The sequence below is a fragment of the Acidovorax sp. M2(2025) genome, assembly GCF_049330835.1.
Lineage (GTDB): Bacteria > Pseudomonadota > Gammaproteobacteria > Burkholderiales > Burkholderiaceae_C > Acidovorax.
On the sequence record NZ_CP186262.1, the window covers coordinates 1,060,822 to 1,085,878 of the forward strand.

The window sequence follows — 25,057 nt, forward strand, 5'->3', positions numbered from 1 at the left end:
CCCGCAAGGGTGGCAAACCCCGGGGCCTTCGCCCCCGGGGCCCGCCGTTCCATTCCAGGAGACAACCGTGACCTCTCGTGCCCCTGCTTTCGTGATTTCCGCCCTGGCCCTGTCGGGCGCCCTGGCCTGCGGCCTGGCCCAGGCTCAGGCCCAGGCGTCGGAGCCGGTGATCGGCCTCATCACCAAGACCGAAACCAACCCGTTCTTCGTGAAGATGAAGGAGGGCGCCACGGCCGAGGCCAAGAAGCTGGGCGCCAAGGTGGTGTCCGCCGCCGGCAAGACCGACGGCGACAACGCCGGCCAGGTCACGGCCATGGAGAACCTGATCGCCGCCGGCGCCAAGACCATCCTCATCACCCCCAGCGACGCCAAGGCCATCGTCCCGGCCATCAAGAAGGCCCAGGCCAAGGGCGTGATGGTGATTGCGCTGGACAGCCCCACCGACCCGTCCGACGCCACCGACGCACTGTTTGCCACCGACAACTACAAGGCCGGCGAGCTGATCGGCCAGTACGCCAAGGCGGCGCTTGCCGGCAAGAAGCCCGTGATTGCCATGCTGGACCTGCACCCCGGCCACCCCGTGGGCGCGCAGCGGCACAACGGCTTCCTCAAGGGCTTTGGGCTGCAGGCCAACGACGCCAAGAGCAACGAGCTCTCGCGTCCAGCCGAGGTGGTGTGCATGGCCGACAGCTTCGGCGACCGCGCCAAGGGCCAGACCGGCATGGAAAACTGCCTGCAGAAGAACCCCGACATCAACCTCGTCTACACCATCAACGAGCCGGCCGCGGCCGGTGCGTACAAGGCCCTCAAGGCCGCGGGCAAGGACAAGAACGCGCTCATCGTCTCGGTGGACGGCGGCTGCGCGGGCGTGGCCGATGTGGGGCGTGGCGTGATCGCGGCCACCAGCCAGCAGTACCCGCTGCGCATGGCGGCCATGGGCGTGGCGGCCGGCGTGGACTACGCCAAGACCGGCAAGAAGGTCAGCGGCTACACCGACACCGGCGTGACCCTGATCGCCGGCAAGCCCCTGGCGGGCGTGGAGAGCAAGGACGTGAAGACGGGCACGGACCTGTGCTGGGGCGCCAAGTAAGCCGCTCCTCCTGACCTGGCGCCGGGCAGCCCACGCTGGGCCTGCCCGGGCGCCGCCGACCCGTCCATCCGCCCGGAGCCGCCATGTCCTCCCCCGCTTCCAAACTACCGCCCCTGGCCACGCTCGGGCCGTTCATCGCGCTGATCCTGGCGTGCGCCTTCTTTGCCACGCAGAGCGAGCGTTTTCTGTCCGCGCAGAACTTCGCGCTCATCCTGCAGCAGGTCATGGTCGTGGCCGTGATCGCCATCGGCCAGACGCTGGTCATCCTCACCGCGGGCATCGACCTGTCGTGCGGCATGGTGATGGCGCTGGGCGGCATCGTCATGACCAAGATGGCGGCGGACTACGGCCTGTCGGCCCCCGTGGCCATTGCCTGCGGCATGGCGGTGACCATGCTGTTCGGGCTGGTCAACGGCCTCCTGGTCACCAAGATCAAGCTGCCGCCCTTCATCGTCACGCTGGGCACGCTCAACATCGCGTTTGCCGCCACGCAGCTGTACTCGGGCGCGCAGACCATCACCGACATTCCCGACGGCATGACGCTCTTGGGCAGCACCTTCCAGGTGGGCGAGACGGCCATCGTCTGGGGCGCCGTGCTCATGCTGGCGCTGTACCTCGTCACCTGGTTTGCGCTGCGCGAGACCACCCCCGGCCGCCACGTGTACGCCGTGGGCAACAGCCCCGAGGCCACGCGCCTCACCGGCATTGCCACCGACAAGGTGCTGCTGGGCGTGTATGTGCTGGCGGGCCTGTTCTACGGTATCGCATCGCTGCTGTCGGTGGCGCGCACCGGCGCGGGCGACCCCAATGCAGGCCAGACCGAGAACCTGGACGCCATCAGCGCCGTGGTGCTGGGCGGCACCAGCCTGTTTGGCGGGCGCGGCGTGGTGCTGGGCACGCTGGTGGGGGCGCTCATCGTGGGCGTGTTCCGCAACGGCCTCACGCTGATGGGCGTGTCGTCGGTGTACCAGATCCTGGTGACCGGCATCCTCGTGATCCTGGCCGTGGCCACCGACCAACTCTCGCGCAAAGGAGTGCGTTGACCATGAGCACCACCCCACAGACTGCCAACGCCCCGCTGGTGATGCAGGCCAAGGGCCTGGTCAAGCGCTACGGGCAGGTCACCGCGCTCGACGGTGCCGACTTTGAATTGCGCGCCGGCGAGATCCTGGCCGTGATCGGCGACAACGGCGCGGGCAAGTCCAGCCTCATCAAGGCGCTGTCCGGCGCCACCGTGCCGGACGACGGCGAGATTCTCCTCGACGGCCAGCGCATCCAGTTCAAGAGCCCTATCGACGCGCGCCGCGCCGGCATCGAAACCGTCTACCAGGACCTGGCCGTGGCCCCGGCCATGACCATTGCCGAGAACCTGTTCCTGGGCCGCGAGCTGCGCCGCCCCGGCCTCCTGGGCAGCGCGCTGCGCATGCTCGACAAGAAGAAGATGCTGGAAGAAAGCGTGGCCCGCATGGCCGAGCTGAAGGTGGGCATCCGCTCCATGACGCAGGCGGTGGAGACGCTCTCGGGCGGCCAGCGCCAGTGCGTGGCCGTGGCGCGTGCGGCCGCGTTTGCGCGGCACGTGGTCATCATGGACGAGCCCACCGCCGCCCTGGGCGTGAAGGAGGGCAACATGGTGCTGGAGCTGATCCGCCGCGTGCGCGACAAGGGCCTGCCCGTGATCCTCATCAGCCACAACATGCCCCATGTGTTCGAGATTGCCGACCGCATCCACATCGCCCGCCTGGGCAAGCGCGCGGCCGTGGTCAACCCCAAGAAGATCAGCATGAGCGACACCGTGGCCGTGATGACCGGGGCCAAGGCGGCCTCCGAGCTGCCTGCCGAATGCCTCGCTTGAAGACGACACGCTGCCATGCTGAAGAACATTGATCCCCTGCTGACCCCCGACCTGCTCAAGGTGCTGGCTGAGATGGGCCACGACGATGCCATCGTGCTGGCCGACGCCAACTTCACCGCCATGAGCCTGGGCGCCGGCAAGCCCGTGCTGCGCATGCCCGGCATCGGCATGGCGCGCGCCGTGCAGGCCGTGGCCAGCGTGCTGCCGCTGGCGCAGGACGTGCCGCACCCCGTGGCCTACATGCAGGTGGGCGGCACCGAGCCGCCGTACCGCTCGGCCCTGCAGCGCGAGACTCTGGCCGTGCTGGCGCGCGAGGGCGTGGCCAGCACGCAGGCCGAGGGCGTGGAGCGCTTCGCGTTCTACGAGCGGGTAAAGAAGGCCTACGCCATCGTGGTGACGGGCGAGCCGCAGCCCTGGGGCAATTTCCTGCTGCGCAAGGGCGTGATCGGCGAAACTCTGCGGGATTGACCGGACGCTTGTTCAAACTTTGAGAACCGTTCGGGCTGAGCCTGTCGAAGCCCTGCGCGGCGCTTCGACAGGCTCAGCGTGAACGGTTTTGTATTCTCGAAGGCAACTTGGAATGAACTCCGCGCCTGCCATGCTGGAAACCGACGCCCCCTCCCCACCCCCTGCCGACGCCGGCGACCCCGCCAGCGCCGGGCCGGTGCGGCTGCGCCAGCGCGGCTCCAACCATGTGGGCATGCGCCAGTTCAACGAGCGCGTGGTGCTGCAGGCGCTGCGCACGCATGGCAGCCTGGCCAAGGCCGAGATCGCGCGCGTCACCGGGCTCACGGCGCAGACCATCGGGCTCATCACCGCGCGGCTGGACGAAGACCACCTGCTGCGCCGCGAGGCCCCCGTGCGCGGCCGCGTGGGGCAGCCCTCGGTGCCGCTGGGGCTCAACCCGGACGGTGCCTTTGCCATCGGCATCAAGATCGGCCGGCGCAGCGCGGACTGGCTGCTGGTGGATTTCACCGGCCAGGTGCGCGAGCGCATCGTGCTGGACTACGCCTTTCCCGACATCGACGTGCTGCTGCCCGCCATCCGCCGGCACCTGCACCAGCTGCTGGACGGGCTGGGTCCGCTGCGCGCGCGCGTGGTGGGCGTGGGCGTGGCCGCGCCGTTCCAGCTGGGCGGCTGGCACCGGATGCTGGGGCTGACGGAAGCGCAATCCGAGGCCTGGAACCACATCGACCTGGCCGAACAGGTGCAGCAGATGACCGAGCTGCCCGTGAGCTTTGCCAAGGACACCTCGGCCGCCTGCGTGGCCGAGCTGCTGTACGGGCGCGGGCACGACATTCCGAGCTTCCTGTACCTGTTCCTGGACACCTTCATCGGCGGGGGGCTGGTCATCAACTCGCACCTGCACCGCGGGCTGCACGGCAATGCGGGCGCGGTGGCGTCGCTGCCGCTGGCGGTGGCGCAGGCCGGCGCCGCCCCCGCGCAGCTCATCAGTCAGGCGTCGCTGTGGGACCTGGAGCAGCGCCTGCGCGAGCACGGCCTGGAGCCGATGGCCGCGTACGACCAGCGTGCGCTGCAGGAGCCTTGGGCCCCGCACAGCCGCGCATGGATTGCCAGCGCCGCCGCTGCCCTGGCGCATTGCATCGTGTCGGCCACGGCCTTCCTGGATCTGGACGCGGTGGTGCTGGACGGCGCGGCCGACCCCGGTGTGCTGCAGGCGCTGGCCGACGGGGTGCGCGCAGCCCTGCGCACCTACAGCTGGGAAGGCCTGCACGCCCCGCCGCGGCTGGAGCTGGGCGGCATCGGCTCGGACGCGCGCGCACTGGGTGGGGCGCTGCTGCCGCTGCACGCCTGCTTTGCGCCGGATACGGAACTGTTCCTGAAGGCCTGAGGCGCGGCCGCCTCGCAGGGGATTGGTTTGCTACTGAAATGATAGCTGCTTGCGCTTGTGTATAAAGCGCTGCGGCCCGTTTTTATCCAAATTTTCTGCCAGGCGTCTGAGTTTGCGTCAGCGCCCGGCACCGCCTTCGGCCCGGGCTGCCAGCAGCGCCTGCGCCACTTCGGCAAAGCCGGTCCCGCGTTCGCCCTGCGCCACGTACCGCGGCAGGTGCGTGAGCTGCGGCACGAACCGCGCGATGTTGGCCACGCCCACGCTGTGGGTGAAGTGCGCGAACATGGCCTGGTCGTTGCCCGAATCGCCCACGAACACCCAGCGGTCCAGCTCCTGCGCCAGGTCGCGGCCCAGCAGCTCGCGCACGATCCAGCACGCGCCCTGCCATTTGTTGAAGTCGCCAAAGCAGCCGTGGATGTGGATGCTGCTCACCGTGGTCTGCAGGCCCGCGCGCTGCAGCACGGCCAGCACCTGCTGCACGGTCTCTGGCGGGTGCCGGTCGAACTCGGCGTAGTCAAAGGCGATGTCGGTTTCGCGCCCGCCGCTGTCGCGGCTCAGCGCCACGCCGGGCACTTCGGCCGCCACCTGGGCGGCCACCGCGCGCATGCGGGCCTGGTTGGCGTGGCGCGTGGCGGCGTCCTGCTGGTAGAGCTTGGTGGGCCCCGGCTGCCCCCCCGGGCCCTGGACAAACGCCACGGCGCCGTTTTCCGCCACCATGGCGTCGACCGGCCAGGCCGTGCCGGCAGCCCCGGCCATGAAGGGCGCGCACCAGCCGATGGGCCGCCCGGTGATGGGGATGACGTGCAGCCCCGCCGCCTTCAGGCCGGCCAGGGCCTGCAGCGCGTCGGGCGTGATGGCGCCTTCGGTGGTCAGCGTGTCGTCGATGTCCGTGAACACGCCCGCCACGCCGCGGCGGGCCGGCAGCGGCCAGCGGGTGAGGGGCAGCATGCGGCGTCAGCCTGCCTTTTGCAGCGCCAGCCCCGCGTGCTCGCGCAGCGGGTGGAAGTGGATCTTGGGAAACCGCTCCTGCGCCAGCCGCACGTCGTAGGGGCTGGTGCACAGGTAGGCCAGCGTGTCGGCCGCGTCGTGCGCCAGGCGCAGCGGGTAGGCGTCGGTGAAGGCGCGCAGGTCGGCCGCGTTGTCGGCGGTGATCCAGCGCGCGCCGGTGTACTGGCTGCCCTCCAGGCGCACGTCGGCGTCGTATTCGGCCTTCAGGCGGTGCTGCACCACTTCAAACTGCAGCTGGCCCACGGCACCCAGCAGCATGTTGCCGCCGGCATCGGGCTTGAAGACCTGGATGGCGCCTTCCTCGCCCAGCTGGGCCAGGCCCTGCTGCAGCTGCTTGGTGCGCAGCGGGTTCTTGAGCACCACGGTCATGAACATCTCGGGCGCGAAGAAGGGCAGGCCGGTGAACTGCAGGTTGGCGCCGTCGGTGATGGTGTCGCCCAGCTGCACGCCGCCGTGCGTGGTGAAGCCGATGATGTCGCCCGCATACGCTTCCTCGACGGCCTCGCGGCGCTGGGACATGAAGGTCACGACCGAGGTGGGCCGCAGCTCCTTGCCGGTGCGCTGCACCTTGAGCTTCATGCCCGGCGTGTACTTGCCTGACGCCACGCGCACGAAGGCGATGCGGTCGCGGTGGTTGGCATCCATGTTGGCCTGCACCTTGAACACCACGCCGGAGAAACCCTCGTCCTCGGGCTGGATGGTCTTCACCACGGGCTGCTTGTTCACTTCGAGCGTGCTCACGCGCGGGCCGGGCGGCGGGGCCATGTCCACCAGCGCGTCCAGTACCTCCATCACCCCGAAGTTGTTCACGCCGGAGCCGAAGAACACGGGGGTCAGCTTGCCGGCCAGGAAGGCCTCGTGGTTCCATTCGGGCGATGCGCCGGTGGCCAGCTCCATGCTGTCCATGGCGGCGTCGAATTCGGCACCGAAGCGGGCGCGCAGCGTGTCCACGTCGGTGAGCGGGATGGATTCAAAGTCCTGCGGGCGGCGTTCGCTGCCGGACTCGAACACGGTCATGGTCTTGGTGCGCAGGTTGATGATGCCGCCAAAGCTCTTGCCCTGGCCCACGGGCCAGGTCATGGGGCAGCAGGGCATGCCCAGTTCGCGCTCCACCTCGTCCAGGATGTCCAGCGGGTCGCGCACCTCGCGGTCCATCTTGTTGACGAAGGTGATGATGGGCGTGTCGCGCTGGCGGCAGACCTCGATCAGGCGGCGCGTCTGCGCTTCCACGCCGTTGGCGGCGTCGATCACCATCAGCGCCGAATCGACGGCGGTGAGCACGCGGTAGGTGTCTTCAGAGAAGTCCTTGTGGCCTGGCGTGTCGAGCAGGTTGATGACGTGCTCGCGGTACAGCATCTGCATGACGGAGGAGGCCACCGAGATGCCGCGCTGCTTTTCGATCTCCATCCAGTCCGACGTGGCGTGCCGGCTGGCCTTGCGGCCCTTCACGGCCCCGGCGATCTGGATGGCGCCCGAGAACAGCAGCAGTTTTTCCGTGAGCGTCGTTTTACCGGCGTCGGGGTGGGAAATGATGGCAAAGGTGCGGCGGCGCCGGGTTTCGGTGGCGTAAGACACGGGATTCCTGAATGGGGAGGGGCGCAGGGCTGATGGGCCCGCGCGGGTCGTCGTCCGATGCCTGCGTGGTGATCCCGCAGGTAGGCAGAGCCCGGATTTTACTGTTGCGCGCCCGGGGTGCCCGCCGCGGCGCGGGGTGCCGGCCGCTTGCTTTTATAATCCGCCGATCCGAGGAGCGTTGCAGCGTCCCCAGCACCGGCGGGGCGTGAGGCTCGGAGTCACCCCGCAACGACGCTCATCCACTTCTCGTGTGGTGAGCTTGCTCTCTCCCGCGACCAGTGGTTTTTCAAACATGCTTTGGAGCACGAAACCATCATGAACGCACGCGTCAACGCCCCCGTCAACACCGATTGCATCATTGCCGACATCGGCCTGGCCGACTGGGGCCGCAAAGAAATCAAGATCGCCGAAACCGAGATGCCCGGCCTGATGGCCATCCGCGAGGAATTCGCGGCCAAGCAGTCGCTCAAGGGCGCGCGCATCACCGGCAGCCTGCACATGACCATCCAGACGGCGGTGCTGATCGAAACCCTGCAGGCCCTGGGCGCGCAGGTGCGCTGGGCGTCTTGCAACATCTTCTCCACGCAGGACCACGCCGCCGCCGCCATTGCCGCCACCGGCACGCCGGTGTTCGCCGTCAAGGGCGAGACGCTGGCCGAGTACTGGGACTACACGCACCGCATCTTCGACTTCGGCCCCAAGGGCAGCGAAGGCGAAGGCCCCAACCTGATCCTGGACGACGGCGGCGACGCCACCTTGCTCATGCACCTGGGCAAGCGCGCCGAGAAGGACGCCTCCGTGCTGGCCAACCCCGGCAGCGAGGAAGAACGCATCCTGTTTGCCGCCATCAAGGCCAAGCTGGCCGAGGACAGCACCTGGTACAGCCGCAAGAGCGCCGAGATCATCGGCGTGACCGAAGAGACCACCACCGGCGTGCACCGCCTGAAGGAAATGTCGGCCAAGGGCACGCTGATGTTCCGCGCCATCAACGTGAACGACTCCGTCACCAAGAGCAAGTTCGACAACCTGTACGGCTGCCGCGAAAGCCTGGTGGACGGCATCAAGCGCGCCACCGACGTGATGATTGCCGGCAAGGTGGCCGTGGTGGCAGGCTACGGCGACGTGGGCAAGGGCAGCGCCCAGGCCCTGCGCGCGCTCTCCGCCCAGGTGTGGGTGACCGAGATCGACCCCATCAACGCCCTGCAGGCCGCCATGGAAGGCTTCAAGGTCGTGACCATGGAGTGGGCCGCCGACAAGGCCGACATCTTCGTGACCACCACCGGCAACCGCGACGTCATCACCTTCGAGCACATGGCTGCGATGAAGGACCAGGCAATCGTCTGCAACATCGGCCACTTCGACAACGAGATCCAGGTCGCCAAGCTCGAAGAGCACTGCCAGTGGGAAGAGATCAAGCCCCAGGTGGACCACGTGATCTTCCCCGACGGCAAGCGCATCATCCTGCTGGCCAAGGGCCGGCTGGTGAACCTGGGCTGCGGCACGGGCCACCCCAGCTTCGTGATGTCCAACTCGTTCGCCAACCAGACCATCGCCCAGATCGAGCTGTTCACCCACAGCGACTACTACGAAAACGGCAAGGTCTACGTGCTGCCCAAGCACCTGGACGAGAAGGTGGCCCGCCTGCACCTGAAGAAGGTGGGCGCGATGCTGACCGAGCTGACCGACGAGCAGGCCGCCTACATCGGCGTGCCCAAGCAAGGCCCGTACAAGCCGGACACCTACCGCTACTGAGGGCGCGGCAGGCCGGCGGTGGTCGGCTGCTGCTATGAAAATTGGAGCTGCCAGCGCTTGCTGCATAAGCGCTGGAGCCCCATTTTGTTCTAAGTATCTTGAGAGCAAGAGGAGCGCATGCGCGCAGACGTTTTTTTGGTGGAAGCGGGCCACGCGGCCACGCGCTCGCAGGCGCAGCGGCTGATTGCTGCGGGGGTCGAGTGGCGCCTGTCGCCGCTGGCGCCCTGGAACAAGGTCGCCAAGAACGGGGATGACATCCCCTCCGTGGCCGAGGTCAAGCTGCTGGACGGCGCCGAGGCCAAATACCTTTCGCGCGGCGGCCTCAAGCTCGAAGGCGCCCTGCAGCACACCGGCCTGGCCGTGGCCGGCCTGCGCTGCCTGGACGTGGGCCAGAGCACGGGTGGCTTCACCGACTGCCTGCTGCAGCAGGGCGCAGCGCAGGTGATCGGGGTCGACGTGGGCCACGGCCAGTTGCACGAGCGGCTGAAGAGCGACCCGCGCGTGGTGTGCGTGGAAGGGCTCAACGCCCGCGCGCTCACCGCCGAATCGCTGCAGCAGGGCTGCGACGACGCCCTGTCCGAGGAGATCGTGCAGGACGACGAGGACAACGACACCCAGCCCGTGGCACCCTACGCCTGGATGCGCAACGGCGGCCAGGTGGACGAGGCCTACGACGACAGCGACGACGCCAAGGAGCAGGACGTGGAGGCCTTCAAGGCCGAGCGCGCCGCCAAGGCCCGCGCCCGCGCCGAAGGCACGCTGCCCACCGAGCGCCGCCGCAAGCCGGGCCGCGAGGACGTGGACATCCGCCCCGTGTTCGATCTGGTCACGGGCGACCTGTCGTTCATCTCCCTCACCCTTGTGCTGCCGGCCCTGGTGCCGCTGCTGGCGCCGCAGGGCCACCTGCTGATGCTGGTCAAACCGCAGTTCGAACTGCAGCCGGGCCAGGTGGGCAAGGGCGGCGTGGTGCGCGACGCGGCGCTGTACCCTGTGGTGGAGCAACGCATCCGCGACTGCTGCGCCGCCAATGGCCTGGCCGTGCTGGCATGGCTGGACAGCCCCATCCAGGGCGGCGACGGCAACCAGGAATTTTTTGTCTTTGCGAGGAGGGCCGCATGAACGCAGCCGCCAATGCCCAGGGCACCGGTTTCCCGGTGAGTTTCGAGTTTTTCCCGCCCAAGACGCCCGAGGGGGCCGACAAGCTGCGCGCGGCGCGGCAGCAGCTGTACAAGCTGCACCCCGACTTCTGCTCCGTGACCTATGGCGCCGGGGGCTCCACGCAGGACGGTACCTTTGGCACGGTGCGTGAGATCCTGGCCGAGGGCGTGAGCGCGGCCTCGCACTTCTCGTGCATCGGCGCCACGCGGCAGTCAGTGCGCGAGCAGCTGGCCCAGCTCAAGGCCATGGGCGTCAAGCGCCTGGTGGCCCTGCGCGGCGACCTGCCCAGCGGCTACGGCGCGGGCGGCGAATTCCAGTACGCCAGCGACCTGGTGGCCTTCATCCGCGCGGAGACCGGGCGCGACTTCCACATCGAGGTGGCGGCCTACCCCGAGGTGCATCCGCAGGCGCGCTCGCCCGAGGCCGACCTCAAGGCCTACCTGGCCAAGGTGCAGGCCGGTGCGGACTCGGCCATCACGCAGTATTTCTACAACAGCGACGCCTACTTCCGCTTCGTGGAGGACACCGAGCGCCTGGGGGCGCACGTGCCCGTGGTGCCCGGCATCATGCCCATCGGCAGCTCCACGCAGCTCATGCGCTTCTCGGACGCCTGCGGCGCCGAGATTCCGCGCTGGATCCGCCTGCGCCTGCAAGCGTTCGGCGACGACACGGCCAGCATCAAGGCCTTTGGCCTGGACGTGGTGACGGACCTGTGCGACCGCCTGCGCAGCGCCGGGGTGCCGGCCCTGCACTTCTACACCATGAACCAGAGCGCGGCCACGCTGGAGATTTGCCGCCGGCTGGGCATCTGATGCGCCAGCGCGCCTGGCGGCAGCGGGTGCTGGTGCGGCTGCTGCGGCTGGCCGCCGCCTGCCTGGTCGGCCTGGCCACTGCCGGGTTGCTGCCCGCGCACGCCCAGGGGCTGTCGGCCGAGGCGGATGCCCTGGCCCCCCACCTCCTGAGCGTGCCGGGCGAGGCCATGCTCATCGACCCGCCCGCGCCGCCCGGCCCCAGGCCGGGCGAGACCGGGCTCTCCGTGGCGCCGGAGGTGGGCCTTTCCGCTGACGAAGTGGGGCTTGCGTCCTGGTACGGAGCCAAGTTCCACAAGCGCCGCACCGCCAGCGGCGAGCTGTTCGACATGAAGGCGCTGACCGCCGCGCACCCCACGCTGCCGTTCGGCTCGCGCGTGTGCGTGCGCAGCCAGGCCACCGGGCGCACGGTGATCGTGCGCATCAACGACCGCGGGCCGCACTCCGCCAACCGCATCATCGACCTGAGCCGGGGCGCAGCGGAGGCGCTGGGCATGGTGGGGCTGGGGCTCAAGCCCGTGGAGCTGTTCGCGCTGGACGACGGCGAAAGCGACTGCCCCGCGGCGCCGTGACGCGCCGTGACGCCGCCCCGGCGCGCAGCGGGGCTGCGCAAGAAGGCGCCGTCAGCCGCCGGATTCCAGCGTGTGGGCGGCGTTGCGGTCCTGCGCCAGCAGCTCGGCCATCTGCGGCAGGGCGTTCTTTAGCGCGTCCTTGAGCGTGTAGGGCGGGTTGATCAGGAACATGCCGCTGGCCGGCAGCCCGGGCCGCTTGGCCTCGCCCGTGGGGGCTTCGGTGCGCTTGCTGGACTTGACCGTGAGCGTGGCATGCAGCCAGCTCTTGCCGGCCTTGGTGGCCAGTGTCTTGAGGCGCCGGGGCAGGTCGTGCGCTTCGGGGCGCGGGATGATCGGGTACCAGAACGCGTAGGTGCCGGTGGCAAAGCGCTTGAGCGAATCGGCCGCCATGTCCAGCACCTTGGCGTAGTCGCTCTTGATTTCATAGCTGGGGTCGCACAGCACCAAAGCGCGGCGGGCCGGCGGGGGCAGAAACTTCTTGATGCCCTCGAACCCGTCTTCGTGCAGCACGGCCACCTGCCGGCCGGCCTCCAGCTGGGCCACGTTGCCGGCCAGCGCGCGCAGGTCGGTGGGGTGCAGCTCAAACAGCTTGAGCTTGTCGTGTGCGCGCAGCAGGCGCTGCGCAATGAACGGCGAGCCGGGATAGACCCGCGGCGCGCTGCCCTGGTTGAACGCGCGGACCATGTCCACATAGGCCTGCAGCGCCGGCGCCAGCGGGGGCGCGGTGGGGGCAAACAGGCGCGCCACGCCATCGGCGGCCTCGCCGCTGGTGCTGGCGTAGTCGCCATCGAGCCGGTACAGGCCCGCGCCTGCGTGCGTGTCCAGCACGGTCAGTGCCGCGTCTTTCTCCGTAAGGTGTTGCAAGGCGGCGATCAGGACGGTGTGCTTGAGCACATCGGCATGGTTGCCTGCGTGGAAGGCGTGGCGGTAACTGAACATGGCGCTATGGTAACGAGTGGGCCTGGCAGCGCCGGGCGCTGTGCGGAAACTGGACGCGCGTCAAGGAAGCCGCGGTTTCGTGATCAAGTGCCGCGGCAGGCGCGCCGCCGCCGGGCACAATCCGGGCTTGTCCGATGGGGTGGGGCGGTTCCGGCCGGCGCAAAATTCCTGGCTTTCGCGGTGCGAGCTGGCATGCTTCCTGATTGTGTTTTGCCGCGGCCGAGAACCTGTTGACCTCTGATCGGGTGCACTCCCCCGTTGATGCCTGCCCGAACGCCACGCCTTTTCCACCATGATCGCAAGTTCCAGCCCAGCCCCCGCCAGCGGTGTCAGCCATACGGATGCGCTCCCGCCCGGCACCCGGCTGGCGGAGTTCGAGATCCTGGCGCTGCTGGGCGTGGGCGGCTTCGGCATGGTCTACAAGGCGTTCGACCATTCCCTGCACCGCGCCGTGGCGATCAAGGAATACATGCCCTCCGCGCTGGCGGGCCGGGCGCAGGGCCCGTCGCTGTGGGTGCGCTCCCCGGCGGATCTGCAGACGTTCAACGCCGGGCTGGCCTCCTTCGTGGGCGAGGCGCGGCTGCTGGCCCAGTTCGACCATCCGTCGCTGGTCAAGGTGTTTCGCTTCTGGGAGGCCAACAACACCGCCTACATGGTCATGCCCCTGTACAGCGGCATGACCTTCAAGCAGGCCCGTGCCCAGATGCGCACGCCGCCGCCCGAGATCTGGCTGCGCAAGGTGCTGTGGTCCGTGCTGGGCGCGCTGCGGGTGCTCCACGAAGACAACACGCTGCACCGCGACATCTCGCCCGACAACATCTTCCTGCAGGACGCCGGCCCGCCGGTGCTGCTGGACCTGGGCGCCGCGCGCCACGCCATCAACGACCAGGACCGCAAGCACACGGCGGTTCTCAAGGTCAACTACGCCCCGATCGAGCAGTATGCGGACGGCGACCAGGACCTGCGCCAGGGCCCCTGGAGCGACCTGTACTCCCTGGCGGCCGTGGTGCACGGCTGCCTGTGCAACGACACGCCGCTGCCGGCCACCCTGCGCTCCATCCGCGACCGCATGGTGTCGTTCTCGCGGGTGGCCCGCACCGTCAAGCGGCAGTTCGGCGTGGAGTATTCCGCGCCGTTCGTGGCTGCGATTGCGCAATCCCTGGCCCTGCAGCCGCAGGACCGGCCGCAGAGCATCGACGAGTTCCTGCGGACCATGGAGATGACTGCGCCGCCCGAGGGGATCGACCATTTCGACTTCCGCGCTGAGCTGGGGGATATCTGGGTCGAGCCGGCCGACCAGCCCGGGCCCGGCCTGGTGTCGCCCACGGTGGACATCACCTCCGCGCCCCGCGCCGGGGCCGAAACAACGGTCCAGCCCCATCGGCCCCTGACAAAAGTGGCGGATTCGGGCACAGAAGTTGACAATTTTGTGGAGCCGCTGGCCGGCGGAGACACCGTGATGCTGGCCGGGCCGGACACCCTGGCTGCAGACGGCGGCGATACCGTGTTCTTCGACCCGCGCGATACCGTGGCGGCCGACGACTCCCGCTACGACGGCGCGGCGGCGTACCCGGACGGCGGGGCGGGCAGCGCGCGGCATGCGGCCGACGCCCGTCCCCTGCCGCTGGAGCGGGAACTGGTGCGCTCGGCCCACAAGGCGCCCAGGTCCCGGCGGCGCCCGCACCTGCTGCTCTGGCTCGGCATCGGCGCGTTTGCCGTGGTGGCATCGGCGGCAGGGCTGCGGTGGGTGCAGGGCAGCGGCGGCAAGGTGCGCCAGACCGAGATCATCACCGAGATGGCGGAGCCGGCCGCAGCGGCCACCCCTGCCTCGGTGGACGTCGCTGCGGCCGATCCTTCGGTGGCCGCCGCAGCGTCTGCCGCCATCGCCGTGGCGTCCACGGACGCGCAGGCCAGCGCACCCGCCCCTGCGCCCGTCGCCGCCCCGGCGGCGCCCGCGGTGGCGCCGCGGGCGGCTGCCCGCACGGCCAAGCGCGCCCCGGCGGAGCCCCCGCCACCGGCCGTGGTGGTGCGCGAAGAGCCCGTGCCCGCGCCCGCGCCGGTGGTGGCCGAACCCAAGCCCCGCCCCGCGCCGCCCCGGGTGCCCAGCCCCCAGGAGGCCTGTGCGGACTCGGGTTTCCTGGCGCGGCCCATGTGCATTCACCAGGAATGCCAGAAGCCCTCGCAGGTCAATCAGCCCATCTGCGTGGAAAACCGCCGACGCTACGAGGCCGAGGAACAGCGCCGCCGCCAGACCCCGAACTAGGGGCGCTCTGCACGAATCGTCGCGCCGCGTGCAACCGCGGTCTCGGGCGGTCCCTCATGCCGGCCTTGCGCACTGCGCAGGCAAATTCGTATAATGGAAGGCTTCGCAGCGCCTTTGTGGCCCCGCGGCGAAGAGGACATGCCACCTAAGAGGCTTCCGAAAGAGAAGCACCGACCGTGGAAAAGGGCCCGCCAAACCATCTTTCTTTCAAAAGAGAAGACTCATGACTACCACTTTCAGCGCCAAGCCCGCTGAGGTCGTGCACGAGTGGTTTGTGATTGACGCGACCGACAAGGTCCTCGGACGAGTAGCCAGCGAAGTTGCTCTCCGTTTGCGCGGCAAACACAAGGCCATCTACACGCCTCACGTCGATACCGGTGACTTCATCGTCATCATCAACGCAGCCAAGCTCAAGGTCACCGGCACCAAGTCCCTGGACAAGGTGTACTACCGCCATTCGGGTTACCCCGGCGGCATCACGGCCACGAACTTCCGCGACCTGCAAGCCAAGCACCCCGGCCGCGCGCTGGAGAAGGCCGTCAAGGGCATGCTGCCCAAGGGCCCCCTCGGCTACGCAATGATCAAGAAACTCAAGGTGTATGGCGGTGCTGAGCATCCCCACACCGCCCAGCAGCCCAAAGTGCTGGAAATCTAAGGAGCCTTGAGATGATTGGTGAATGGAACAATGGCACCGGCCGTCGCAAGTCCAGCGTCGCCCGCGTGTTTCTGAAGAAGGGTTCCGGCAAGATCACTGTGAATGGCAAAGACATTCAGCAGTATTTCGGCCGCGAAACCTCCATCATGATTGCCAAGCAGCCGCTGGTGCTGACCAACCATGTCGAAACCTTCGACATCCAGGTCAACGTGCACGGCGGCGGTGAATCCGGCCAGGCCGGCGCCACCCGCCACGGCATCACCCGCGCCCTGATCGACTACGACGCAACGCTGAAGTCCGCACTGAGCCAAGCCGGCTTCGTGACCCGCGATGCCCGTGAAGTCGAGCGTAAGAAGGTCGGTCTGCACTCCGCACGCCGCGCCAAGCAGTTCTCCAAGCGCTGATCCACGGACCGGACGGCCTGCCCCCGGGCGGCGCTGTTTGCTCCCCGCAACGCTTCCGGGCCCTGCCTGCAAGACAAAAAACCGCCTTCGGGCGGTTTTTTCGTTTATGGTGCGCTCTTTTCGTCCCGCACCCCCCCCTTCCGATGAACCACCTGTCTGCAGCACCATGCGCTTTCGCCTCCTGCGCCGCCGGTTGACGATCAGCGCCCCGCGCGTGGCCATCCGCAGCGCCATGCCCTGGCCCGTCCGGTGGATGGTGCTGGCCGTGATGCTGGGCCTGTGCGGCGCCGTGGCGCTGTGGGCGTTCGAGTTCGGCAAGTCCATTGCCGGCCTGGACCGGGTTTCCCGGGATGAGCTGGTGCAGCTGCGGGCAGAAGTGGCCCGCCTGCGCTCGGAAGGCCAGGAGCAGCAGACGGTGGCCCACACCGCCGGGAGCCTGCTGGCGGCGGAACGCGCAGCCAAGGAGAGCCTGGTGGCCCAGGTACGCCAGCTGGAGGCGGACAACCGCACGCTGCGGGAGGACCTGGGGTTCTTTGAAAAGCTGATTCCCGCCGCCAAGAGCGAAGGGCTGGCGATCCGCAGCCTGCAGGCCGAGGTGCTGGGCGGCATGCAGTTGCGCTGGCAGGTGCTGGTGATCCAGGCCGCGCGCAATGCGCCCGAGTTCAACGGCCGGCTGGAGCTGGTGCTGGCGGGGACCCTGGACGGCAAGCCCTGGACGCAGTCGCAGCCGACTTCGTCGCAGCCCCTGCAGGTGCGGCAATACCGCCGCGTGGAGGGCGTGGTCGATCTGCCGCCCAACGCCGTGGTAAAAACCGTGACGGCGCGCGTGCTGGAGGGCACGGCGGTGCGCGCCGTGCAGGCCATGGCCGTCGACGGATAGCGGGCGCTTCCCCCCTTGCGGCAGGGTGTCCGCAGCCCTGGCGTCTTTCTTGCTGTTCCGCGTGCTGCGCCGCGCATCCCCCCACTGAGGAGCTCTACCCCATGTTTTCCCGCAAGAAGCAGCCGCCGATCAAGAGCCTGATTGCGCAGGGCACCCGGATCGAGGGCGATGTGCTGTTTGCCGAAGGCATGCGCATCGACGGCCACGTGGTGGGGGATATCCGGGCGGCGGCGGAGCAGCCCAGCATCCTGGTCATCTCGGAGACGGCGCAGGTGGAGGGCGCCATCCATGCCGACCATGTCATCGTCAACGGCCAGGTCGTGGGGCCCGTGCACGCCGCAGAGCTGCTGGAGCTGCAGCCCCGCGCCAAGATCACCGGCAACGTGCACTACAAGGCCCTCGAAATGCACCAGGGGGCCGTGATTGCGGGGCAGCTGTGCCCCGTGGCCGTGCTGGTCGAGGAAAAACCCCCACTCAAATTAGCGTCAAACGGGCAGTGACCTGAATTCCCCCGCGGGGTGCAGTACCATTTCGCTCCTACAGACCCCGGAGTACCCCATGAGCAGCGCAGTGGCCCACAACGACGCCCCCACCGATATGCCCGAGCCCATCCTGTTCACCGACAGTGCGGCGGCCAAGGTGGCGGACCTGATTGCCGAAGAGGGCAATCCTGACCTGAAGCTGCGGGTGTTCGTGCAAGGCGGCGGCTGCTCGGGTTTCCAGTACGGCTTCACCTTTGACGAGATCACCAACGAGGACGACACGACGATGACCAAGAACGGCGTGTCGCTGCTCATCGACGCCATGAGCTACCAGTACCTGCTGGGCGCCGAGATCGACTACAAGGAAGACCTGCAGGGCGCCCAGTTCGTCATCAAGAACCCCAACGCCACCACGACCTGTGGCTGCGGTTCGAGCTTCTCCGTATGACCGTGCGCCGGGCGCCAACCCTTCGCTGAAAGCCGCCCTCGGGCGGCTTTCTTCATGGGCCGCCGGGACCGCGCCCTGCCGGGTGCCCGGGGCCGCACGCTAGAAAACTCCTTCCCTGAGCCCATGCAGCGAAACCGCGATACCTCCCTCAAAGTGCTTCTGTGGCTGGTCGCCATCGGCTTCTTCATGCAGACGCTGGACGCGACCATCGTCAACACCGCGCTGCCTGCCATGGCGCGCAGCCTGGGCGAAAGCCCGTTGCGCATGCAGTCGGTGGTGGTGGCCTACTCCCTGGCCATGGCGATGCTGATTCCGGCCTCCGGGTGGCTGGCGGACCGCTTCGGCCCCCGGCGGGTGTACCTGGCGGCGATCACGCTCTTCGTGGTGGGATCGGTGTGCTGCGCGCTGGCCCAGCAGCTGGGCCAGCTCGTCGCGGCGCGGGTGGTGCAGGGCCTGGGCGGGGCGCTGCTGCTGCCCGTGGGGCGGCTGGTGGTGCTGCGCACCTTTCCGCGCGAGCAGTTCCTGCAGGCCATGAGCTTTGTGGCCATTCCCGGCCTGATCGGCCCGCTGATCGGGCCCACGCTGGGCGGCTGGCTGGTGGAGGCGGCCTCCTGGCACTGGATCTTCCTGATCAACGTGCCGGTGGGCATGGCGGGGTGCCTGGCCACCCTGCGCTACATGCCCGGCCAGCCGGCGGCGCAGGTGGCCCGCCTCGACCTGGCGGGGTATCTGATGCTGGCGTTTGGCATGGTGGCGCTGTCGCTGGCGCTGGACGGCCTGGCCAGCCTGGGCTTGCGGCAGGCGAGCGTGCTGGTGCTGATGATCTTCGGCCTGGCCGCGCTGGCGGCGTACTGGCTGCACGCGGCGCGGCGGCCCGATCCCTTGTTTTCGCCCCACCTTTTTTCGGTGCCCACGCTGCGCATCGGCCTGCTGGGCAATCTGTTTTCGCGCCTGGGCAGTTCCTGCATGCCATTCCTGGTGCCGCTGCTGCTGCAGGTGACCATGGGCTACTCGCCGCTGCATGCGGGCCTGATGATGCTGCCCGTGGCGGTGGCTGGCATGTCGATGAAGCGGTTTACCACGCCCCTGATCACCCGCTTCGGCTACCGCCGGGTGCTGGTGACCAACACCCTGCTGGTGGGGTTGGCCATGGCCAGCTTTGCGCTGGCGGCGCCCTCCCAGCCGTTGTGGGTGCACGGCCTGCAGCTCGCCGTCTTCGGGGCGGTGAACTCCCTGCAGTTCACGGCGATGAACACCGTCACCCTGAAGGACCTGGAGCACGGCATGGCGAGCAGCGGCAACAGCCTGCTGTCGATGGTGCAGATGCTGGCCATGGGCATGGGGGTGGCGGCCGCGGGTGGCGTGCTGGCGGCTTTCACCGACTTTTACCAGGCGGCCCCGGACCACCAGACCCTGCTGGCATTCCAGGCGACTTTTGCGTGCATGGGCCTGATCACGGTCGCCTCGGCCGCCATCTTCTGGCAGCTTTCGCCGGAAGACCGGGCCGGTGTGCGGGTGGCCGCTGCGGCCGACGCCGCCGAAGGGAGCTGAGCGCGCCGGCGGGGCTCAGCGGGGGTAGATGGCGCCCAGCACCCGCGGCCCGGCGGCACCGGTCACGCTGGCCAGATTGCCGGGCTTGCCGTCCAGCGCTTGCCGGGCCAGCCAGGCAAACGCTGCCGCTTCCACCTGCAGGGCCGGAAGTCCCAGGGCGTCCGTGGCCACCACCTGCAGGGTGGGGCAGGCCGCCTGCAGCCGTTCCATCAGGTGGCGGTTGTGGGCCCCGCCGCCGCAGACGGCCAGGCATTTGCTATTGTTTTGATAGCTGCTTGCGCTGATTGCACAAGCGCGGGCGGTGTATTCCGTTAGTGTTGCCTGGACATCCTGCGGGCGTGCGGAGGCAAAGGGCGCCAGGCGCTGCGCCAGCCACTGGGGATTGAACAGGTCGCGGCCCGTGCTCTTGGGGGGCGCCTTGTGCAGGAAGGGCTCGTCCAGCAGTGCGTCCAGCAGCGCGGGCACCACCTGGCCGCTGGCCGCCCAGGTGCCGCCGGCGTCATAGGCCTGGCCGGTGTGCTGGTGGCACCAGAAGTCCATCAGCGCGTTGCCCGGCCCGCAGTCGAACCCGGCCACGCGGCCGTCCGCATGCAGCACGCTGAGGTTGGAGATGCCGCCGATGTTGAGCACCAGCACCGTCTCGTCCGCCCGGCCGAACACGCCCTGGTGGAACGCCGGTACAAGCGGCGCGCCCTGGCCGCCCCCTGCCACGTCGCGGCTGCGGAAGTCGGCCACCACGGCGATGCCGGTGCGTTCTGCCAGCAAGGCGGGGTTGCCCAGCTGCAGGGTGTAGCCCGTGCCGTCAAATTCCTGCGGGCGGTGGCGCACGGTCTGCCCGTGGGCGCCGATGGCCCGGATGGCTGAGCTGGACTGGCGGCTTTGCTGCAGCAGCGTCTCCACCACCTCGGCGTAGGCCAACGAGAGCGCATTGCCCGCCAACGCCGCGCGGTGCAGTTCATTGTCGCCAGGGGTGTTCAGGGCCAGCAGCTCGGCCCGCAGGCCGGGCTCGAAGGGAGCGCTCGCATGGTGCGTGACCACCATGCGCGGCCCGGAGAAGTCGGCCAGCACGCCGTCGATACCATCGAGCGACGTGCCCGACATGAGGCCGATGTACAGCTCGGTGGGGGTGTTCATGGGAAACAATGCAAACAGGCCAGGGCGTTTGCTACGGGCGCTGCCCGAGCCTGGGACGCCGCGGAACTGGCTTTGCCAGGCCGCTGGCGTCGTCCCCTTGGGGGGAAGGCGCCGCAGGCGACTCAGGGGGGATCACATCATTCTGCGCTGGCTTGTTCGATCAGCGCCGCAGCGGACAGCTGCACGCGCATGTTGGCGGCCAATCGGTCAAAGGCCGGGCGGGACGCCGCGGAGATCGGTGCGGCGGCTTCGCTCTGGGCCACGATGGTTTGCGGGTCCTGGTGCACGCCGTTCACGCGGAATTCAAAGTGCAGGTGCGGCCCGGTAGCCCAGCCGGTCTGGCCGACAGCGCCCAGCGTCTGCCCCTGTTCCACCGACTGACCCTGGCGCACGTCGATGCGGCTCAGGTGGGCGTACACGGTGACGTGCTGGTTGCGGTGCTTCACGAACACCACGTTGCCAAAGCCGTTCTGCACGCCGGCAAACTCGACCACGCCGTCGCCCACCGTGCGCACGGCGGTCCCGGTGGGGGCCGCAAAGTCGGTGCCCAGGTGGGCGCGCCAGGTTTGCAGGATGGGGTGCAGGCGCATCTTGAAGCCGCTGGTGACGCGCGAGAACTCGACGGGCGAGGTCAGGTACGCACGGCGCATGCTTTCACCGTCCAGCGTGTAGTAGGAGCCCTTGGCCGCGCCGCGCTCCTGGAACCAGACGGCCTGGTGGGTCTTGCCGTTGTTCACGAACTCGGCGCTCAGCACGCGCCCGCTGGACAGGGGCTCGCCGTCGGCTTCGAGTGTTTCGTACACCACCGAGAAGCGGTCGCCCTTGCGCAGCGAGCGGCGGAAGTCGATGTTGCCCGAGAACAGCTCGGCCATCTGCACGGCCACGCCGTCGGGGATGTTGGAGGCATCCGTGGCGGCGAACAGCGAGCTGTGGATGATCCCGCCCGCCAGGCGGCTGCCGCTGGCGAGCTTGGCGGTTTCCACGCGGGAGGTGAACTTGTCGCCCTGGCGCTCCACGACCAGGCGGCGGAAATTGCCGCTGTCGTCGGGCACCCAGCGCACCGTCAGGCGGACCAGGCGGTGGTCGTCCGTGGTCTCGGCCGACACCACGCGGCCAGTGCGGCCCAGCACGTTCTGGCGCACGGGCGTGTCGCCGCGCATGAACGCCGCTGCGGCCGGGTCGGCCACGCCCATGCGCTGCAGCAGGGACTCGGGGGTGTCGCTGCTGCGCACCTGCTCGGAGCGGTAGAGCGAGAAACCGGGCGTTTCCAGCTGGCCCAGTTCCAGGTTCTCGGCCAGCGATTCGACCGGGTAGCTCACGGTGCGCACCGGCAGCTCGGCCGGATCGGGCGCGAACGAGGCCACGGCAAATGCGCCACCGCCGCCCGTGAGCAGCAGGGCTGCGACGGCGGCGGTGATGCGGCGGGGGTGTTTCTGGATCGTTTGGGACAGCCGGTCAAGCAAAGCCGAGCTGGCGGTGGTCAAGCCGTGAATCAAAGGTCTATCCCCAGGGTGAAGGTGGATCCGCAGCCCCCTCTCGCGCAACGCTGGCGGGGAGACGAGGGCCGGGAGCCGAGGCTGTCAGGCTGTAGCGCGTCGACAGGGTGGAAAAACAGGTCGAAACAGCGAGCCCACTAGAATCGCCTCACGCAACGTGGGCTGGAGTATAGCGGCGCATGCTGTATAGACATCGCAAAAAACCCTTATGAATCAATCTGCTGTTACAACCGAACCGGTGTCTGATGGTGTAGGCCGGGCCCTCGAAATTTCGCTGCGCGGCGTGGACGAACTGCTGCCCCGGGACGAGTGGGTCAAGAAGCTCGCGCGCTCCGAAGCCACCGGCCAGCCCCTGCGCATCAAGCTCGGGCTGGACCCCACGGCCCCCGACATCCATATCGGCCACACCGTGGTGCTCAACAAGATGCGGCAGTTGCAAGATCTGGGCCACCAGGTGATCTTCCTGATCGGGGATTTCACCAGCCTGATCGGCGATCCCTCGGGCCGCAACAGCACCCGCCCGCCGCTGACCAAGGAGCAGATCCAGGCCAACGCCGAGACCTACTACAAGCAGGCCAGCCTGGTGCTGGACCCGGCGAAGACGGAGATCCGCTACAACAGCGAGTGGAGCGAGCCCCTGGGCGCCAGCGGCATGATCCAGCTGGCCGCCAAGTACACCGTGGCGCGCATGATGGAGCGCGACGACTTCCACAAGCGCTTTACGTCCGGCCAGTCCATCAGCGTGCACGAGTTCCTGTACCCGCTGATGCAGGGCTACGACTCCGTGGCGCTCAAGAGCGACCTGGAACTGGGCGGCACCGACCAGAAGTTCAACCTGCTCATGGGCCGCCATCTGCAGCAGGAATACGGCCAGGAGCCGCAGTGCGTGCTCACCATGCCGCTGCTGGTGGGGCTGGACGGCGTGGACAAGATGTCCAAGTCCAAGAACAACTACATCGGCATTACCGAAGACGCGAACACCATGTTCGCCAAGGTGCTGTCGATCAGCGACACGCTGATGTGGGACTGGTACCTGCTGCTGTCGTTCAAGAGCCTGGACGAGATCGCCGCGCTCAAGGCCGAGGTGGCCGGTGGGCGCAACCCCAAGGATGCCAAGGTGATGCTGGCCAAGGAGATCACCACGCGCTTTCACAGCGCGGCGGCGGCGGACGCGGCCGAGCAGGACTTCATCAACCGCAGCAAGGGCGGCGTGCCCGACGAGATCCCGGAGCTGGCACTGTCCGGCGCGCCGCTGGGGATTGGCGCGCTGCTCAAGCAGGCCAACCTGGCCCCCTCGACCAGCGAGGCCAACCGCCTGATCGACGGAGGCGGCGTGCGCGTGGATGGCGGCGTGGTCAGCGACAAGGGGCTGAAGCTGGAAGCCGGCACCTATGTCGTGCAGGTGGGCAAGCGCAAGTTTGCGCGCGTGACGCTGGCCTGAGCCGGCGGCGCGGCGGGGACGCTGCAGCGCCGCCGGCTACGCGGCCTCCCGCGCCAGCGCCTCGCGCAGGTAGGGCATGTAGGCGCGGTCCACCTTGCAGATGTGGTGCACCAGCCAGTGCTTGAGGAACTCCATGGCCTCGATGGAGACCTCCTCCCCGTCCTCGAAGCGCATCAGCAGGTCCATGGCCCGGGCGGTGAAACCGTTGTGCTCGGCCTGGTGCGCGGGCGTCTCGGGGTAGCCGTGGCGCTGGAACAGGACTTCCTCCACGATGAAGTGGTCGTGCGTGTAGGCCACCAGTCCTTCCAGCACCGCGCCGATGGCCTCGCGCCGCGGAATCGGGCAGCACAGTTCCTCGTACAGCAGGTTGGTCAACCGCACCAGTTCCTGGTGCTGGCGATCGATTTCGTCAAAACCCAGTTCCAGCTCGGTGGTCCATGGCATGAAGGTCATGAGGGGCGCTCTCCTGTATCTAGGCGCGCCAGAATGCCCGGCCCGGGCGGGCTGCGGAAGATGGTCATTGCGCATCGGCGCGACCCAAATCACTGCCCGTTGATATGCATCAACGGCGCGCCTTGAGCGCTGTCAAGTGGGCGTCGCGAGGGGCGCCGCGGCACCCCGAAAAGGCCCCGGGCCCCGGCTCAGTCGAGGTTGTCGTTCAGGTCCGGATCGGGCACATCGCCGATGGCTTCGCGCGTGGCCTGGGCCTGGATCTGCAGCCAGGCGCAGAACGCCTTGATCTCCGGCCGCTGGCTGCTGCGCGGGCCCACGATCAGCCAGTACGCCAGCGGCGAATCGATGCGGTAGCCGGGCAGCACCTCCACCAGGTCGCCCGCGGCCAGGGCGTCGGCAATCAGCGGCATGCGCGCGAGCGCCAGCCCCTGGCCGCTGAGCGCCGCCTGCACGATCTGGTGCGCGTAGTTGAAGTAAAGCCAGCGCTGGGGCTGCAGCTTGGTCAGGTCGCGTGCATCCAGCCAGCGCCGCCAGCTCAGCCACTCCAGGTGCTGGCTGCGGTGGGCGTCTCCCGCTTCGATCAGGGTGAACTGGGCCACGTCGGCCGGCGTGCGCAGCGGCTTGCCGCTCTTGAGCAGCCAGGGGCTCGCCACCACCGCCAGCTGCTCGCCGAACAGGCGCACGCCGCCTTGCGCGGGCGGCCCCGGCAGGCTGTAGCGCAGCGCGAGATCCACGTCGGAGGTGTCCAGGTCCACCGACACGTCGCTCGCGTCGATGCGGATGTCGATGCCCGGGTTGTCGCGCTGGAACTCTTCCATGCGCGGGATCAGCCACATGGACGCGAAGCTGGCCCAGGTGGTGATGGCCACGCTGCGGCGCCCGGCGGTCTGGCGCACCAGCCGCACGGCGGCGTCCATGCGCTCAAGCGCCGGCGCCACGGCGCGCTGCAGCTGGGCGCCCGCGCTGGTCAGTTCCACCGCGCGCGTGTGGCGCAGGAACAGCGCCACGCCCACCTCGTCCTCCAGTGCCTGGATCTGGCGGCTGACGGCCGACTGGGTCAGGGCCAGCTCGTCGGCGGCAGCGCGGAAGTTCAGGTGCTTTGCCACGGCCAGGAAGGCGCGCCAGTGGCCGACGGCGACGGGGCGCGTGCGAAGCACGGCAGGAGCATATTCGGCAGCGGTCATAGCGCGTGGATTCATGCGTGAGTGGAATGAATAGGGTACCGCGTTTTCATTGGACTGTG

The 25,057-nt window shown here is 68.6% G+C and carries 24 protein-coding genes and 1 riboswitch; of the genes, 17 read left to right on the forward strand and 7 right to left on the reverse strand.

Translation table 11 applies throughout. The features are described from left to right. The first annotated feature begins 94 nt into the window (after positions 1-94). The 5 genes from ACOYR3_RS04905 to ACOYR3_RS04925 all read left to right on the forward strand — a co-directional run bounded on the left by ACOYR3_RS04905 (position 95) and on the right by ACOYR3_RS04925 (position 4,794). A complete protein-coding gene (locus ACOYR3_RS04905; protein ID WP_422846524.1) occupies positions 95-1,090 on the forward strand; it encodes a sugar ABC transporter substrate-binding protein in 996 nt (331 codons plus the stop codon). Positions 1,091-1,173: 83 nt separating this feature from the next. Next, positions 1,174-2,133: an ABC transporter permease gene (locus ACOYR3_RS04910; protein WP_422845362.1), complete on the forward strand. Its 960-nt coding sequence runs from the start codon at positions 1,174-1,176 to the stop codon at positions 2,131-2,133. 2 nt (positions 2,134-2,135) lie between these two features. Continuing rightward, positions 2,136-2,942 (forward strand): ATP-binding cassette domain-containing protein, encoded by an 807-nt coding sequence (locus ACOYR3_RS04915; RefSeq protein WP_422845363.1) that lies wholly within the window; start codon positions 2,136-2,138, stop codon positions 2,940-2,942. Between the two features lie 15 nt (positions 2,943-2,957). Further along, positions 2,958-3,410 (forward strand): RbsD/FucU family protein, encoded by a 453-nt coding sequence (locus ACOYR3_RS04920; protein ID WP_422845364.1) that lies wholly within the window; start codon positions 2,958-2,960, stop codon positions 3,408-3,410. 130 nt (positions 3,411-3,540) lie between these two features. Continuing rightward, positions 3,541-4,794 (forward strand): ROK family protein, encoded by a 1,254-nt coding sequence (locus ACOYR3_RS04925; protein ID WP_422846525.1) that lies wholly within the window; start codon positions 3,541-3,543, stop codon positions 4,792-4,794. Positions 4,795-4,911: 117 nt separating this feature from the next. On the opposite strand, the gene ACOYR3_RS04930 is transcribed toward ACOYR3_RS04925, so the two are convergent. After that, a complete protein-coding gene (locus ACOYR3_RS04930) occupies positions 4,912-5,742 on the reverse strand; it encodes an HAD family hydrolase (RefSeq protein ID WP_422845365.1) in 831 nt (276 codons plus the stop codon). A 6-nt stretch (positions 5,743-5,748) separates the two neighbouring features. Continuing rightward, positions 5,749-7,377, reverse strand: a complete 1,629-nt coding sequence (locus ACOYR3_RS04935; protein WP_422845366.1) for a peptide chain release factor 3 — start codon at positions 7,375-7,377, stop codon at positions 5,749-5,751. A 164-nt stretch (positions 7,378-7,541) separates the two neighbouring features. Further along, positions 7,542-7,621: riboswitch (S-adenosyl-L-homocysteine riboswitch) on the forward strand. Between the two features lie 71 nt (positions 7,622-7,692). On the opposite strand from ACOYR3_RS04935, the gene ahcY reads away from it, so the two are divergent. The 4 genes from ahcY to ACOYR3_RS04955 all read left to right on the forward strand — a co-directional run bounded on the left by ahcY (position 7,693) and on the right by ACOYR3_RS04955 (position 11,668). Beyond that, the gene (ahcY, locus tag ACOYR3_RS04940) at positions 7,693-9,129 is read left to right on the forward strand and encodes an adenosylhomocysteinase (protein WP_422845367.1); all 1,437 of its coding nucleotides are present in this window, start codon (positions 7,693-7,695) and stop codon (positions 9,127-9,129) included. 117 nt (positions 9,130-9,246) lie between these two features. Continuing rightward, entirely contained in the window at positions 9,247-10,248 is a 1,002-nt protein-coding gene (locus ACOYR3_RS04945) for a TlyA family RNA methyltransferase (RefSeq protein ID WP_422845368.1), read from the forward strand. Beyond that, positions 10,245-11,099, forward strand: coding sequence for a methylenetetrahydrofolate reductase [NAD(P)H] (gene metF / locus ACOYR3_RS04950; RefSeq protein WP_422845369.1), 855 nt, complete (start codon positions 10,245-10,247; stop codon positions 11,097-11,099). The genes ACOYR3_RS04945 and metF overlap by 4 nt, the downstream gene beginning before the upstream one ends. Beyond that, positions 11,099-11,668 (forward strand): septal ring lytic transglycosylase RlpA family protein, encoded by a 570-nt coding sequence (locus ACOYR3_RS04955; RefSeq protein ID WP_422845370.1) that lies wholly within the window; start codon positions 11,099-11,101, stop codon positions 11,666-11,668. Before metF ends, ACOYR3_RS04955 begins: the two co-directional genes overlap by 1 nt. Positions 11,669-11,719: 51 nt before the next feature. Here the strand turns inward: ACOYR3_RS04955 and ACOYR3_RS04960 are convergent, their stop codons facing one another. Then, the gene (locus ACOYR3_RS04960; protein ID WP_422845371.1) at positions 11,720-12,607 is read right to left on the reverse strand and encodes a 23S rRNA (adenine(2030)-N(6))-methyltransferase RlmJ; all 888 of its coding nucleotides are present in this window, start codon (positions 12,605-12,607) and stop codon (positions 11,720-11,722) included. A 292-nt stretch (positions 12,608-12,899) separates the two neighbouring features. On the opposite strand from ACOYR3_RS04960, the gene ACOYR3_RS04965 reads away from it, so the two are divergent. The 7 genes from ACOYR3_RS04965 (at position 12,900) to mdtD (ending at position 19,290) form a co-directional block, all read left to right on the forward strand. Further along, entirely contained in the window at positions 12,900-14,870 is a 1,971-nt protein-coding gene (locus ACOYR3_RS04965) for a serine/threonine protein kinase (RefSeq protein ID WP_422845372.1), read from the forward strand. A gap of 223 nt (positions 14,871-15,093) precedes the next feature. After that, entirely contained in the window at positions 15,094-15,525 is a 432-nt protein-coding gene (gene rplM, locus ACOYR3_RS04970; RefSeq protein ID WP_291489888.1) for a 50S ribosomal protein L13, read from the forward strand. An 11-nt stretch (positions 15,526-15,536) separates the two neighbouring features. Then, on the forward strand, positions 15,537-15,929 hold the full coding sequence (gene rpsI / locus ACOYR3_RS04975) for a 30S ribosomal protein S9 (RefSeq protein WP_011797079.1): 393 nt from the start codon (positions 15,537-15,539) through the stop codon (positions 15,927-15,929). A 166-nt stretch (positions 15,930-16,095) separates the two neighbouring features. Next, complete coding sequence (locus ACOYR3_RS04980) at positions 16,096-16,809, forward strand: DUF6776 family protein (RefSeq protein ID WP_422845373.1); 714 nt, start codon at positions 16,096-16,098, stop codon at positions 16,807-16,809. A 101-nt stretch (positions 16,810-16,910) separates the two neighbouring features. Beyond that, positions 16,911-17,309 (forward strand): bactofilin family protein, encoded by a 399-nt coding sequence (locus ACOYR3_RS04985; protein WP_422845374.1) that lies wholly within the window; start codon positions 16,911-16,913, stop codon positions 17,307-17,309. 58 nt (positions 17,310-17,367) lie between these two features. Further along, positions 17,368-17,739 (forward strand): iron-sulfur cluster insertion protein ErpA, encoded by a 372-nt coding sequence (gene erpA, locus ACOYR3_RS04990; RefSeq protein ID WP_422845375.1) that lies wholly within the window; start codon positions 17,368-17,370, stop codon positions 17,737-17,739. Between the two features lie 123 nt (positions 17,740-17,862). After that, complete coding sequence (mdtD, locus tag ACOYR3_RS04995; protein ID WP_422845376.1) at positions 17,863-19,290, forward strand: multidrug transporter subunit MdtD; 1,428 nt, start codon at positions 17,863-17,865, stop codon at positions 19,288-19,290. Positions 19,291-19,305: 15 nt separating this feature from the next. On the opposite strand, the gene ACOYR3_RS05000 is transcribed toward mdtD, so the two are convergent. Beyond that, entirely contained in the window at positions 19,306-20,424 is a 1,119-nt protein-coding gene (locus ACOYR3_RS05000) for an anhydro-N-acetylmuramic acid kinase (protein ID WP_422845377.1), read from the reverse strand. 137 nt (positions 20,425-20,561) lie between these two features. Beyond that, entirely contained in the window at positions 20,562-21,920 is a 1,359-nt protein-coding gene (locus ACOYR3_RS05005; RefSeq protein ID WP_422845378.1) for a peptidoglycan DD-metalloendopeptidase family protein, read from the reverse strand. Positions 21,921-22,128: 208 nt separating this feature from the next. On the opposite strand from ACOYR3_RS05005, the gene tyrS reads away from it, so the two are divergent. After that, on the forward strand, positions 22,129-23,361 hold the full coding sequence (tyrS, locus tag ACOYR3_RS05010) for a tyrosine--tRNA ligase (RefSeq protein ID WP_422845379.1): 1,233 nt from the start codon (positions 22,129-22,131) through the stop codon (positions 23,359-23,361). A gap of 36 nt (positions 23,362-23,397) precedes the next feature. Here the strand turns inward: tyrS and ACOYR3_RS05015 are convergent, their stop codons facing one another. Both ACOYR3_RS05015 and ACOYR3_RS05020 read right to left on the reverse strand, forming a co-directional pair. After that, positions 23,398-23,814 (reverse strand): bacteriohemerythrin, encoded by a 417-nt coding sequence (locus ACOYR3_RS05015; RefSeq protein WP_291489897.1) that lies wholly within the window; start codon positions 23,812-23,814, stop codon positions 23,398-23,400. A gap of 188 nt (positions 23,815-24,002) precedes the next feature. Further along, positions 24,003-24,998, reverse strand: a complete 996-nt coding sequence (locus tag ACOYR3_RS05020; protein ID WP_422845380.1) for a LysR substrate-binding domain-containing protein — start codon at positions 24,996-24,998, stop codon at positions 24,003-24,005. Between the last annotated feature and the right edge of the window lie 59 nt (positions 24,999-25,057).

Excerpts from the sequence above, each read along its gene's own strand:
- ACOYR3_RS04910 (WP_422845362.1), top strand. The coding sequence starts at position 1,174 with ATGTCCTCCCCCGCTTCCAAACTACCGCCCCTGGCCACGCTCGGGCCG.
- ACOYR3_RS04965 (WP_422845372.1), top strand. The coding sequence starts at position 12,900 with ATGATCGCAAGTTCCAGCCCAGCCCCCGCCAGCGGTGTCAGCCATACG.
- ACOYR3_RS04915 (WP_422845363.1), top strand. The coding sequence starts at position 2,136 with ATGAGCACCACCCCACAGACTGCCAACGCCCCGCTGGTGATGCAGGCC.
- ACOYR3_RS04930 (WP_422845365.1), bottom strand. The coding sequence starts at position 5,742 with ATGCTGCCCCTCACCCGCTGGCCGCTGCCGGCCCGCCGCGGCGTGGCG.
- rplM (WP_291489888.1), top strand. The coding sequence starts at position 15,094 with ATGACTACCACTTTCAGCGCCAAGCCCGCTGAGGTCGTGCACGAGTGG.
- rpsI (WP_011797079.1), top strand. The coding sequence starts at position 15,537 with ATGATTGGTGAATGGAACAATGGCACCGGCCGTCGCAAGTCCAGCGTC.
- ACOYR3_RS04945 (WP_422845368.1), top strand. The coding sequence starts at position 9,247 with ATGCGCGCAGACGTTTTTTTGGTGGAAGCGGGCCACGCGGCCACGCGC.
- ACOYR3_RS04925 (WP_422846525.1), top strand. The coding sequence starts at position 3,541 with ATGCTGGAAACCGACGCCCCCTCCCCACCCCCTGCCGACGCCGGCGAC.
- erpA (WP_422845375.1), top strand. The coding sequence starts at position 17,368 with ATGAGCAGCGCAGTGGCCCACAACGACGCCCCCACCGATATGCCCGAG.
- ACOYR3_RS04960 (WP_422845371.1), bottom strand. The coding sequence starts at position 12,607 with ATGTTCAGTTACCGCCACGCCTTCCACGCAGGCAACCATGCCGATGTG.
- ACOYR3_RS04980 (WP_422845373.1), top strand. The coding sequence starts at position 16,096 with ATGCGCTTTCGCCTCCTGCGCCGCCGGTTGACGATCAGCGCCCCGCGC.
- metF (WP_422845369.1), top strand. The coding sequence starts at position 10,245 with ATGAACGCAGCCGCCAATGCCCAGGGCACCGGTTTCCCGGTGAGTTTC.
- ACOYR3_RS04955 (WP_422845370.1), top strand. The coding sequence starts at position 11,099 with ATGCGCCAGCGCGCCTGGCGGCAGCGGGTGCTGGTGCGGCTGCTGCGG.
- tyrS (WP_422845379.1), top strand. The coding sequence starts at position 22,129 with ATGAATCAATCTGCTGTTACAACCGAACCGGTGTCTGATGGTGTAGGC.
- ACOYR3_RS04985 (WP_422845374.1), top strand. The coding sequence starts at position 16,911 with ATGTTTTCCCGCAAGAAGCAGCCGCCGATCAAGAGCCTGATTGCGCAG.
- mdtD (WP_422845376.1), top strand. The coding sequence starts at position 17,863 with ATGCAGCGAAACCGCGATACCTCCCTCAAAGTGCTTCTGTGGCTGGTC.
- ahcY (WP_422845367.1), top strand. The coding sequence starts at position 7,693 with ATGAACGCACGCGTCAACGCCCCCGTCAACACCGATTGCATCATTGCC.
- ACOYR3_RS05020 (WP_422845380.1), bottom strand. The coding sequence starts at position 24,998 with ATGACCGCTGCCGAATATGCTCCTGCCGTGCTTCGCACGCGCCCCGTC.
- ACOYR3_RS04920 (WP_422845364.1), top strand. The coding sequence starts at position 2,958 with ATGCTGAAGAACATTGATCCCCTGCTGACCCCCGACCTGCTCAAGGTG.
- ACOYR3_RS05000 (WP_422845377.1), bottom strand. The coding sequence starts at position 20,424 with ATGAACACCCCCACCGAGCTGTACATCGGCCTCATGTCGGGCACGTCG.
- ACOYR3_RS05015 (WP_291489897.1), bottom strand. The coding sequence starts at position 23,814 with ATGACCTTCATGCCATGGACCACCGAGCTGGAACTGGGTTTTGACGAA.